We start from the raw sequence: 11,679 nt of genomic DNA on the forward strand, positions 1-11,679 counted from the left end.
GCCTTTGACGGGTCGTAGTTGGGTGACTCTTTTCTGTTACGTCGTTCGCTGAACGAACAAAAAAGCGCCGCCGCCCGGGAGTGGGCGGCGGCGCGGTGAGACGGTGCGGGACTAGCAGGAAGCCGCTGAGACGCCGGCGAGGATCTTGAAGGTCCTGCCCTGCTGGGTGATCTCCAGCTCGTGGCCGATGGCGCCGGCCTTCGCGCGGCCGTCGTACTTGGCGAACTGCGGCCACGCGGCGGCCTGGGCCGTGGTCGAGATCGAGTTGACCTTCACGGTGGTCGGGGTCCGGGTGCCGTTCACGTCGTCGGCGATCACGGCGCTGGTCGTGCCGGTGGCCAGGACGTCCACCTCGTAGAGCTCACCCGCGTGCTGGCGCAGCCACAGGCGGGGGCTGCCGCCACCGCCGGTGAAGAGCGGGCCGTCGGTCGTGCAGGACACGCTGCGGCTGCCGAGCTTCAGCACCGCGAACGGGACGTCGCGGGAGTCGCCGTCGACCAGTGAGATGAAACCGCTGGTGCCCGCGCTGGCGGAGGTGCTGGTGTCGGAGGCCTTGGCGCGGAAGTCCTGCTTGGGCAGGCCCGCGCCGTAGGTCTCGTCGGACAGGCGGATGTCCCAGCCGGGGTGGTGCGCCGTGTAGCCGGACGCGAGGTGCGGTGCGGTGAGGTCGCCCTGTTCGGTGTAGATGCCGTGGGTCACCGTGCCGTTGCTGAAGATGTACGCGGCGACGGTGGCTTCCGGTTGTTCGGCCGCGTTGGCTGCCGGTGCGGCGGTCAGGCTGAGCAGGGCGGCGCCGGCTGCGAGCAGGCGCGCGGAAGTTTTGGACATGCGTGTTCCCCCAGGATCACGGTTGAAGCCCCCATAGCGGACCAAACGGTGCGCTGCGGCGAACGTTATCGGTCTCCCTGGTCAGCTGTCACGGGTCCAAGGCGGGGTGGCAGCGGTCACAGGACGGGTCTCGCCTAGACTCCCTGGGAATCCGGGCGCCCCATGCGGCGGTACCGGCTGTCTTGCACGTTCTTGTTCGTATCGAGGAGTCCACGTTGAAGAGCACCGTCGAGCACCTGAGCCCGACGAGGGTCCGGATCAACGTCGAGGTGCCGTTCGACGAGCTCAAGTCGAACTTCGACCAGGCGTACCGGAAGCTCGCGAAGCAGGTCCGCATCCCCGGCTTCCGTCCCGGCAAGGCCCCCGCCAAGGTGCTGGAGAGCCGCATCGGCCGCGCTCCGGTGCTGGACGAGGTCATCCAGGAGGCCATCCCGGCCAAGTACCTGGAAGCGGTCAACGCGGGTGAGGTGCGCACGCTCGGCCGTCCCGACTTCGAGGTCACCAAGATCGAAGACGGCGAGACGCTCGAGTTCACCGCCGAGGTCGACGTCCGTCCCGAGATCACCGTGCCCGCCTTCGGCGAGCTGGCCGTGACCGTCGACGAGCAGGAGGTCGCCGAAGAGGACGTGACCACCCAGCTCGACGAGCTCCGCGCCCGCTTCGGCACGCTGACCGGCGTCAGCCGCCCGGTCGAGACCGGTGACTTCGTCAGCATCGACCTGTCCGCCACGGTCGACGGCGAAGAGGTCGAGGAGGCCCGCACCGCCGGTCTGTCCTACGAGATCGGCTCCGGCCAGCTCGTCGAGGGCATCGACGACGCGCTCGTCGGCGCTGCCGAGGGTGAGACCAAGACCTTCACCACCACGCTCGTCGCCGGCGAGCACTCCGGCCGCGACGCCGAGGTGTCCGTGGTGCTGAACTCCGTCAAGGAGCGTCAGCTGCCCGAGCTGGACGACGAGTTCGCGCAGCTCGCCAGCGAGTTCGACACGCTCGACGAGCTCAAGGCCGACCTGAAGACCCGCCTCGACCGCGTCAAGAAGATGCAGCAGGGCGTTCAGGCGCGCGACAAGGTCCTCGAGGCGCTGCTGGAGACCACCGAGGTCCCGCTGCCCGAGGGCATCGTCCAGGGCGAGATCGACGCCCGCAAGCACGACGCCGTGCACGCCTTCGACCACGACGAGGCCAAGTTCGCCGCGTGGCTCGAGGAGCAGGGTCAGTCGGAGGAGGAGTTCGACGCCGAACTGCGCACCGCGGCCGAGCAGGCCGTCAAGACGCAGCTGGTGCTCGACTCGATCGCCGACGCCGAGCAGGTCACGGTGTCCGACGGTGAGCTCACCGAGCGGATCATCTACCAGGCCCAGCGCTTCGGCATCTCGCCCGACGAGTACGTCAAGCGCGCGCAGCAGTCCGGCCAGCTCGGCGCGATCTTCGCCGACGTCCGCCGCGGCAAGGCGCTCGCGAGCGTCGTGCGTCAGGCCACGGTCAGCGACACGAGCGGTCAGAAGCTGGACCTGGACGAGCTGTTCGGCGAGACCAAGTCCGAAGAGGACGCCCAGTAGCGAGTCGCCCTCGTCCCGCCAGCGGACGAGCGCCGGAAATGCAGCCCTAAGCGAACGCGGGCGGTGTCGGGCATCTGACGCCGCCCGCCTTCGTTAAGGTCGATCGCAGAGAGTTTTCGCATCCAGATTTCGTTCCACCTGGAGTTAGGCAGGCAGACGTGACGCAGCACTCCTTCCCGACCCCCGAGATGCGGTCGGCCACCGCCGGGATGAACCTGAACGACTCGGTGTACGAGCGGCTGCTCCGCGAGCGGATCATCGTCCTGGGATCACAGGTCGAAGAGGGCATCGCCAACCAGATCACCGCTCAGCTGCTGCTGCTGGCCGCTGAGGACCCCGAGAAGGACATCACCCTCTACATCAACTCGCCCGGTGGTTCCGTCACGGCGGGCATGGCCATCTTCGACACGATGCAGCTCATCGAGCCGGACGTGGCCACGTACGCCATGGGTCTCGCGGCCTCGATGGGGCAGTTCCTGCTCTCCGCGGGTACCCCCGGCAAGCGCCACGCGCTCCCGCACGCCCGCATCCTCATGCACCAGCCTTCGGCCGGTGTCGGTGGTACGGCCGCGGACATCGCGATCCAGGCGGACATGCTCACGCGCACCAAGCGCGAGATGGCCGAGCTGATCGCCGAGCACACCGGCCAGACGCTCGAGACGATCACCCGCGACTCCGACCGCGACCGCTGGTTCACGGCCCAGGAAGCGCTCGAGTACGGCTTTGTCGACAAGGTCGTCACCCGCCCCCAGTCCGTGCGCTCGGGCAACTAGGAAGCTGAGGAGATCTCGAAGTGAGCCAGTTCCACATGCCTCAGTCGCGGTACGTGCTGCCGTCGTTCGTCGAGCGCACCAGCTATGGCATGAAGGAGTCGAACCCGTACAACAAGCTCTTCGAGGAGCGCATCATCTTCCTCGGCGTGCAGGTTGACGACGCCTCCGCCAACGACGTCATGGCGCAGCTGCTGGTGCTCGAGTCCGAGGACCCGGACCGCGACATCCTGATGTACATCAACTCGCCGGGTGGCTCGTTCACCTCGCTGATGGCCATCTACGACACCATGCAGTTCGTTCGCCCGGACATCCAGACGTACTGCCTCGGCCAGGCCGCCTCGGCCGCTGCCGTGCTGCTGGCCGCCGGCACGCCCGGCAAGCGCCACGCCCTGCCGAACGCGCGAATCCTGATCCACCAGCCTTCGATGGAGGGCGCGTACGGTCAGGTGTCCGACCTGGAGATCCAGTCGAACGAGATCCAGCGTGTGCGCCGCCTGATGGAGTCCACCCTCGCGCGGCACACGAACCGGACGGCAGAGGAGGTCCGCGAGAGCATCGAGCGCGACCGGATCCTGACGGCCGAAGAGGCCAGGGAGTACGGCATCGTCGACACGGTGCTGCCCTACCGCAAGCTTTCCGCCAAGTCCTGACGGGCGCCGGTGGGTGAGGTGTGCTCGCGAAGAGCGCTCGCCTCGCCCGCCGCCCGGTGTTCGTCTGGGGACACCCCAGAACGCGGGCCGTGTCTTGGTGGGTGGGAAACCCCAGCCACCGGGCATCGCGCACCCACCCGACACGCCGATGTGACCGGTTAACCGGCCTGATCGGCGCGTCGGGGGACGCGGGTCCTCCCCTGAAACGGGGTCGGCCAGGTACCGTCAGGAGAACGGGCTCAGCACCCACAGCCAGTGGGACTGCCACAGCAAGTCAGCAGGCGCACTACAGCAGGTGTGCGCCGGAGGGGACATAGGTCAGCGGTCATGGCGCGTATCGGTGACGGCGGCGACTTGCTGAAGTGCTCTTTCTGCGGAAAGAGTCAAAAGCAGGTGAAGAAACTCATCGCCGGCCCCGGCGTCTACATCTGCGATGAGTGCATCGATCTCTGCAACGAGATCATCGAGGAGGAGCTGGCCGAAGCCGGTGACGTGAAGCTCGACGAGCTGCCTAAGCCCGCCGAGATCCACGAGTTCCTCGACCAGTACGTCATCGGCCAGAGTGATGCCAAGCGCACCCTCTCCGTCGCCGTCTACAACCACTACAAGCGCATCCAGGCGGGCGACCGCGGGCGCGAGGGTCGTGACGACGGCGTCGAGCTGGCGAAGTCGAACATCCTGATGCTCGGCCCCACGGGCTGCGGCAAGACCTACCTCGCGCAGACCCTCGCGAAGATGCTGAACGTGCCGTTCGCCATCGCCGACGCGACGGCACTGACGGAGGCCGGGTACGTCGGCGAGGACGTCGAGAACATCCTCCTGAAGCTCATCCAGGCCGCCGACTACGACGTGAAGCGCGCCGAGACGGGCATCATCTACATCGACGAGGTCGACAAGATCGCTCGAAAGAGTGAAAACCCGTCGATCACGCGCGATGTGTCGGGCGAGGGTGTGCAGCAGGCGCTCCTCAAGATCCTGGAAGGCACCACCGCATCGGTGCCCCCGCAGGGCGGCCGCAAGCACCCGCACCAGGAGTTCATCCAGATCGACACGACGAACGTGCTGTTCATCGTGGCCGGTGCGTTCGCGGGTCTGGAGAAGATCATCCAGGACCGCGTCGGCAAGCGTGGTCTCGGCTTCGGTGCCGAGGTCCGCTCCAAGGCCGAGGTGGAGGCGTCGGACTTCTTCTCCGACTCCATGCCGGAGGACCTGATCAAGTTCGGCCTGATTCCCGAGTTCATCGGGCGTCTGCCGATGGTCGCCTCCGTCACGAACCTCGACAAGCCGTCGCTGGTGATGATCCTCACCGAGCCGAAGAACGCCCTGGTGAAGCAGTACCAGAAGCTGTTCGAGATGGACGGCGTCGAGCTCGAGTTCACCAAGACCGCGCTGGAAGCGGTCGCCGACCAGGCGATCCTGCGCGGCACCGGTGCCCGAGGTCTGCGCGCGATCATGGAAGAGGTCCTGCTCCCGGTGATGTACGACATCCCGAGCCGCACGGACGTCGCCAAGGTCGTCATCACCGAGCAGACGGTGAAGGAGAACGTGAACCCGACGATCGTTGCCCGGCAGCCCTCGCGCCGGGAGCGTCGAGAGAAGTCGGCGTAGCGCGCTCGCGGAGTGCGCTCGCCACGGACATCTCTCACGTGTTGTTCGGGGGACACCCCCGAACCCCCGAGGAAGAAGTCCGCGTAGTTTTTCGATCTCTGAAAGGGCGCCGGTGATCACACCGGCGCCCTTTCGGCGTTCTAAGGTGGAGGCATGTCGTTGCCTCACGTGCTCCTGATCCACGGCTACACCGGTTCCGGCCCCGGCCACTGGCAGCGCTGGCTGGCCCAGACGGTGTCCGAGCACGGCGGCCTCGCCGACATGCCGCACTTCAGCGACCCGGACCAGCCCGACCTCACCACCTGGCTGCGTGAGCTCGACACCCACCTCGAAGCCGCGCCGGCCGACCGTGAACGGGTCGTCGTCGCGCACTCGCTCGGGTGCTACCTCTGGCTGCACCACGCCGCCCGCGAGGGCATCGGGCACGTCGACCGCGTGCTGCTGGTGGCCCCGCCCGCGCTGGACCACCCCGAACCCGCCATCAAGTCGTTCTTCCCCGCCCCACTCGACCCGGCCGGCCTGCGCCGCGCCGCCACCGAGACCCGCCTGATCGCGGGCGAGGGCGACCCGCACTGCTCGATGCCGGCGGCCAAGCAGCTCGCCGAGGCGTTGCGGATCGAGGTCGACGTGCTGCCCGGCGCCGGTCACATCAACATCGACGCGGGCTACGGGGAGTGGCCTTCGGCGCTGAAGTGGGTGCGGTCGAAGACCGTGCCGCTCTCGCCGCGCTAGAACTTCACTTTCTGGGGGGAACGTGAACGAGACAGCCGGATGGCTGCGACGCAGGCTGCCCGAACTCATCGCGGAACACGGTGTCGTCGGCGCTCAGGTGGCCGTGCTGCACGACGGCGAGATCTTCGACGCGACAGCAGGAGTGCTCAACAACGTCACCGGCGAGAAGGTGACCGCGGACGCGATCTTCCAGATCGGGTCGATCACCAAGGTCTGGACGGCGACGCTGGTCCAGGAGCTGGTGAACGAGGGCCTGCTGGACCTCGACCGCCCGGTCCGCGACGTCGTGGAAGAGTTCCGGCTGGCCGACGAGCAGGCCGCGAGCGTCATCACGCCACGCCAACTCCTCTGCCACACGGCGGGGTTCGAGGGTGATCTCTACTACGACACCGGCAACGGCGACGACATGCTGGCGAAGTACCTGGAGCGCATGGCCGGCACGCAGCAGACGACTCCGCCCGGCGAGCTGTACGTGTACTGCAACAGCGGGTACGTGGTGCTGGGCCGGATCGTGGAAGTGTTGCGCGGCAAGCCGTTCAACACTGTTCTGCGCGAACGTCTCATCGACCGGCTCGGCCTTCACGCCGCCACGCGCCATGCCGAGTACGCAGGCCGGCGGTGCGCCTCAGGTCACCTGCGCGAAGACACCGCGCTGAAGCCCGTCGAGGAACAGACGACCGAGGGAGACTCGCCGGCCGGCTCGGTGCTCGCCATGTGCGCGCGGGACCTGCTCGCGTTCGTGCGGATGCACCTGGACACCACCGAGTTCGACGCGATGCGGGAGACCCAGGTCGAGCTGCCCGACTTCGGCTTCGGCGGCAGGCAAGGTCTCGGCTGGCTCCTGCACAACTACGAGAACGGTGTCACCGGGGTGGGGCACGCCGGTCAGACGCCGGGCTTTCAGGCGTACCTGCGGGTGCTTCCGGAGTCCGGCCTCGCTGTGGCGACGCTCACGAACGGGGGAGCGTCCCTCCCCGTCGCGCGGGCGGTGCACGAGAAGGTGCTGGGAGAGCTGACGAACGTCACCTTGCGCAAGCCTCCCAAGCCGCCTGCCGTCCCCGTTCCGATCGACGTCGACAAGGTCGCCGGGGTCTACCGCGCCGTGAGGGCCGCCGTTCACGTCACCGCGAGCGAGCACGGGCGGGTGAGGATGCGGGCAGTGCCCGTGGACGTCAACGCGGCGCCGGCGGTGATCGAGGAGTACGTGGGGTTCCGCGACAACGCGTTGATCGCCGTGGAGGAACAGGACGGCAGCCACGGAGTTGTCGTCCTTTGTGGACGTGATGAGCAAGGGAGAGTCAAGTGGCTGCACTGGGGGAGAGTGGCGGTGCGTCAGTGAACGACTGGATCACGCGCAGGCTGCCGGAGCTGCTCGAAGAGCACGGAATCGTTGGCGCACAAGTAGCTGTGCTGCACAACGGTGAAATCGTTGATGCAGCAGCAGGTGTGCGCAACAACGTCACGAACGAGCCGGTCACCAGCGACACGTTGTTCCAGATCGGGTCGATCACCAAGGTCTGGACTGCCACGCTGATCATGCAGCTGGTGAACGAGGGTCTGCTCGACCTCGACCGGCCGGTGCGCGACGTGCTGCCGGAGTTCCGGACCGCGGACGAGCAGGCGGCGAAGGTGATCACGCCGCGCCAGCTCCTGTGCCACACCGCGGGTTTCGAGGGCGACCTGAAGTTCGAGACGGGCTCTGGCGACGACATGCTGGAGAGGTACGTCGAGCTGCTCGCGGACGCCGGGCAGTTCAGCCCGCCTGGTGAGCTCTACTCGTACTGCAACAGCGGGTACGCGGTGCTGGGCAGGATCGTCGAAGTGTTGCGCGGCAAGACTTTCACGGCAGTTCTGCACGAACGGCTGGTCGATCCGCTCGGTCTGACGAAGGTCGCGGCGGCACGTGTCGACTACGCGGAACACGAGATGGCGGACGGGCACCTGGAAGGCAAGCCCGCGACCCAGCACATGCCGGAGTCGTGGGTGGCAGGTGGTTCGGTGCTCGCGATGCCCGCCCGCGAACTGCTCGAGTTCGTGCGAATGCACTTGGACACCACCGAGTTCGACGCGATGCGGGAACGCCAGGCCACCCACCCGGACTTCGGCACGGGCGAGTGGTGGTGGGGTCTCGGCTGGGAGCTGTCGAACTTCGACGGCGGCGAGGTCATCGGCCACACCGGCATGACCATGGGGTTCGTGTCGATGCTGCGGGTCGTTCCCGCGGCCGGGGTCGCCGTGATCGTGATGGCCAACGGAGGGAAAGCCCTCGGCCCGTTCTTCGCCGGGTTCTTCGATCATCTGCTCAGCGAGCTGGCGGGTGTGAGCAAGCGGAAGCTCCCCGACGTGCCGGCCGACCCGGCGCCGGTGGACCCGGACAAGGTTGTGGGGCTCTACCGCGACTCCGCGCTCGACGTCCACATCACGCCGGGCGAACACGGCACGGTCAAGGTGCGGCTGCTCGGTCGCGATCCACTCACCGCGGCGTTGATCTCCGCCGAGGAAACCGAGTACGTCCACCTGCTTGACGACCTGCTGATCGCCGTGGACAAGAGTTCCACGCTCCCGCTGGGCGGCCGGGACGAGCACGGTCGCGTCGGCTGGGTGCACTGGAGCCGCGCTGCGATGCGGATCTAGACAGCCTTCTTGGCGTACTTGGCGAGGAACTGCACGACGTCGGGCGTCACCTTGCGGTAGAGCCCGTCGTCGTGCCCGCCGCCCTTGACCACGCCCACCTCGGGCCGCACCTCGCGCATGTACCGGCGGGTGCCCTCGATGAACCGGTCGCGGTCGCCGATCCACACGCCGAGTGCGGTCGGGCCGGTCGACTTCGGGTGCCGCAGCGGGTCCAGCGAGGCCCACTCGCCCTCGTTCTTGAACGCCTTGCGCTTGGCCATCTCCGGCCACGTGGTGATCAGGCCGGGGGAGATGGCCGCGGCGGCCGCGATCGGGTCGCCGCGCTCGGCCCGGCGCCGCGCGTACAGCAGTGAACCGAAGCCGCCCATGGACACACCCGTGACCGCGAACGGTTCGCCGTAGCCCCGTTCCTTCAGCCACCGCGGGACCTCGTCGAGCAGCATGGTCATCGGGTCGTCGCCGGGGACGTTCTCGTGCCAGTAGTTGTCGCCGCCGTCGACCGCCACGAAACCGAACGCGGGAACAGAGCCCTTCGCGACGGCGGCGGTCAGGACCTCGGCGAGGTTGCCCACGGCGGCGTGCCTGGCGTCACCGTGCAGGCCGTGCAGCAGGATCGACATCGGCAGGCCGCGGGGGTTCGGGCCGGTCGGGACGTAGAAGGCGAGGGTCACCTCGCGGTGGCGGGCGGCCGAGTACACGCGCTCGAAGCGGATCGTCGGCTTGGCGGCGCCGGTGGCCTGCACGCGGTCCGCCGTGGCGATCTGCCGTTCCGTGGCGGTGGACGGCGACGACACGTACGTCGCGACGCCGGTGGCTGTCGCGATGACCACGCCGATCGCCGCGAGGAGGGTGCGGCGGCTGTACTTCGGATCCCCCATGCTCACCTCATCGCGTGGGTACCGTTCCTCGTTTCCTTCTAGAGGACGGAACGCACGCGTAATGAGGACAGTTCCTCGTCCGAATAGCCCAGCCAGCGCAACACGTGATCATTGTGCGCGCCGAGGGCGGGGACCGCACCCGCTGACCACTCGAAACCGGCGACCGGAGGCGGCAGCATCCGGGCCGTTCCGCCGGGAACCTGCACGTCAACCCACGTGTCGAGCTGCGGGTGCGTGGGCAGTTCGGTGATCGAGCGGGTCACCGCGGCTGGCACGTCGGCTGAGTCCAGAGCGGCCAGCAGATCGGCGGAATTCATGTCCGAAAAGGCCCGTTCAAGCAGTTCCTGCAGCTCGGAACGGTGCTCGACACGAGAGGCCACTGTGGCGAACCTCTCCTCGGCGCCCAGCCCGATCAGCCCGCACAACCGCTGCCACTGACCGTCGTTCTGGACGGCCAGGTGCACGGCCCCGTCCGCGCAGGCCACCGGCCCGTACGGCGCGATGCTCGGGTGGTGCGCGCCCGACCGCGGCGCGGCGGCCCCGGTCCCGGCGGCGTAGAGCATCGGCTGGTGCATCCACTCGGCCATCGCCTCGAACAGCGACAACCGCAGCCGCACACCCTCGCCGGTCCGTGCCTTCTGCAACAACGCCGCCAGCACCGCCGCCTGCAGCTGCACCCCGGCCGCGATGTCCGCCACCGAGATGCCGGCACGGGCCATCACGTCGCCCTCGCCGGTCAGCGACACCAGCCCGGCCTCGGACTGCACCAGCGCGTCGAACGCCTTGCGATCCGCGTACGGGCCGTCCCAGCCGTACCCGGACAACTCGCCGACGATCAACGACGCGGGCAGCTCCAGCCCCAGCCGTTTCCACACCCGCGGCGACAGGTTGCACAGCAGCACGTCAGCGCGAGAGACCAGCCGTTCCAGCACCTCACGGCCGTCCGGGTGGAAGATGTCGAGCGACACCGACTCCTTGCCGACGTTCGTCCACGCGAAGTACGACGACACCTCGCCGCACGACGAGTCGTAGTGCCGGGCGAAGTCGCCGGCGCCGGGCCGTTCGATCTTGATGACGCGTGCCCCGAGGTCGGCCAGCAGCCGCGTCGCGTACGGCACGGCGACGGCCTGCTCCAGGCTCACCACCACGACGCCGTCAAGCGGTCTCAACCACGCGCTCCCCACCGGTGTAGATGTTCATCGAGTCGCCACGCAGGAAGCCGACGAGCGTCATGCCCTGCTCCTCCGCCAGCTCGACGGCGAGCGAGGACGGCGCCGACACCGCGGCGAGCACCGGAATCCCGGCCATCGCGGCCTTCTGCACCAGCTCGAACGACGCCCGCCCGGACACCATCAGCACCGCGCCGCGCAACGGCACGAGGTTCTGCAGCACCGCCCAGCCCAGCACCTTGTCGACGGCGTTGTGCCGGCCCACGTCCTCCCGCACGACCAGCAGCTCGCCGTTCACGAACAGCCCGGCCGCGTGCAGCCCGCCGGTGCTCTCGAAGACCTTCTGCCGTTCCCGCAACGCGTCCGGGAAACCCGTCAGCGTCTCGGGAGTGACCCTGACCTCGTCCAGCGCGGGGGAGTAGCGCGTCTTGAGCTTCACGGCGTCCAGCGCGGCCTTCCCGCACACCCCGCACGACGACGTGGTGTAGAAGTTCCGCTCCACCCCGGTGTCCGGCGGCGGCACACCGTCGGCCAGCGCGACGTCCAGCACGTTGTAGGTGTTCATCCCGTCCGGCCCGGTGCCCTCGCAGAACCGGGCGATCGAGATGTCCCCGGAGTCGCCGATCACGCCCTCGCTGAGCAGGAAGCCGTGCGCGAGCTCGACGTCCTGGCCGGGCGTGCGCATCGTGACGGCCAACGCCTTGCCGTCGACCCGCAGCTCCAGAGGTTCCTCGGCGGCCAGCGCGTCCACCCGGCGCCGCCGACCGTTCGGCGACACCCGTTCGACCGCTCGGCGAACCGTCACTCGGCCCATGTGCACATCTCCTTCGGACCGCTATGTTCCCCAC

The 11,679-nt window shown here is 68.2% G+C and carries 11 protein-coding genes; 7 read left to right on the plus strand and 4 right to left on the minus strand.

Features of this window, described 5'->3' with window-relative positions:
- Positions 1 to 111: 111 nt before the first annotated feature.
- Positions 112 to 828, minus strand: coding sequence for a hypothetical protein (locus SK803_RS22730; RefSeq protein WP_319968071.1), 717 nt, complete (start codon positions 826 to 828; stop codon positions 112 to 114).
- Between the two features lie 215 nt (positions 829 to 1,043).
- On the opposite strand from SK803_RS22730, the gene tig reads away from it, so the two are divergent.
- The 7 genes from tig to SK803_RS22765 all read left to right on the plus strand — a co-directional run bounded on the left by tig (position 1,044) and on the right by SK803_RS22765 (position 8,784).
- A complete protein-coding gene (gene tig, locus SK803_RS22735) occupies positions 1,044 to 2,387 on the plus strand; it encodes a trigger factor (protein WP_319968072.1) in 1,344 nt (447 codons plus the stop codon).
- Between the two features lie 188 nt (positions 2,388 to 2,575).
- Positions 2,576 to 3,160 (plus strand): ATP-dependent Clp protease proteolytic subunit, encoded by a 585-nt coding sequence (locus SK803_RS22740; protein ID WP_319968145.1) that lies wholly within the window; start codon positions 2,576 to 2,578, stop codon positions 3,158 to 3,160.
- A gap of 35 nt (positions 3,161 to 3,195) precedes the next feature.
- A complete protein-coding gene (locus SK803_RS22745; protein ID WP_090071479.1) occupies positions 3,196 to 3,810 on the plus strand; it encodes an ATP-dependent Clp protease proteolytic subunit in 615 nt (204 codons plus the stop codon).
- A gap of 327 nt (positions 3,811 to 4,137) precedes the next feature.
- Positions 4,138 to 5,418, plus strand: a complete 1,281-nt coding sequence (gene clpX / locus SK803_RS22750; RefSeq protein ID WP_319968073.1) for an ATP-dependent Clp protease ATP-binding subunit ClpX — start codon at positions 4,138 to 4,140, stop codon at positions 5,416 to 5,418.
- A 153-nt stretch (positions 5,419 to 5,571) separates the two neighbouring features.
- Complete coding sequence (locus SK803_RS22755; protein WP_319968074.1) at positions 5,572 to 6,150, plus strand: RBBP9/YdeN family alpha/beta hydrolase; 579 nt, start codon at positions 5,572 to 5,574, stop codon at positions 6,148 to 6,150.
- A gap of 22 nt (positions 6,151 to 6,172) precedes the next feature.
- Positions 6,173 to 7,489 carry a serine hydrolase domain-containing protein gene (locus tag SK803_RS22760; protein WP_319968075.1) on the plus strand — a complete coding sequence of 439 codons (1,317 nt, stop codon included), beginning with the start codon at positions 6,173 to 6,175 and terminating at the stop codon, positions 7,487 to 7,489.
- A complete protein-coding gene (locus tag SK803_RS22765; protein ID WP_319968076.1) occupies positions 7,486 to 8,784 on the plus strand; it encodes a serine hydrolase domain-containing protein in 1,299 nt (432 codons plus the stop codon). Before SK803_RS22760 ends, SK803_RS22765 begins: the two co-directional genes overlap by 4 nt.
- Here SK803_RS22765 and SK803_RS22770 read toward each other — a convergent pair.
- Genes SK803_RS22770 through fdhD form a run of 3 tightly spaced genes read right to left on the minus strand, consistent with a single transcriptional unit; the run spans position 8,781 to position 11,645 of the window.
- Positions 8,781 to 9,662, minus strand: a complete 882-nt coding sequence (locus SK803_RS22770; protein WP_319968077.1) for an alpha/beta hydrolase — start codon at positions 9,660 to 9,662, stop codon at positions 8,781 to 8,783. The two genes, SK803_RS22765 and SK803_RS22770, sit on opposite strands and share 4 nt — an antisense overlap.
- A 38-nt stretch (positions 9,663 to 9,700) precedes the next feature.
- On the minus strand, positions 9,701 to 10,831 hold the full coding sequence (locus tag SK803_RS22775; protein WP_319968078.1) for a CaiB/BaiF CoA transferase family protein: 1,131 nt from the start codon (positions 10,829 to 10,831) through the stop codon (positions 9,701 to 9,703).
- Entirely contained in the window at positions 10,818 to 11,645 is an 828-nt protein-coding gene (fdhD, locus tag SK803_RS22780; protein ID WP_319968079.1) for a formate dehydrogenase accessory sulfurtransferase FdhD, read from the minus strand. The genes SK803_RS22775 and fdhD overlap by 14 nt, the downstream gene beginning before the upstream one ends.
- Between the last annotated feature and the right edge of the window lie 34 nt (positions 11,646 to 11,679).

The sequence above is a fragment of the Lentzea miocenica genome (assembly GCF_033949945.1).
Classification (GTDB): Bacteria; Actinomycetota; Actinomycetes; order Mycobacteriales; family Pseudonocardiaceae; genus Lentzea; species Lentzea miocenica.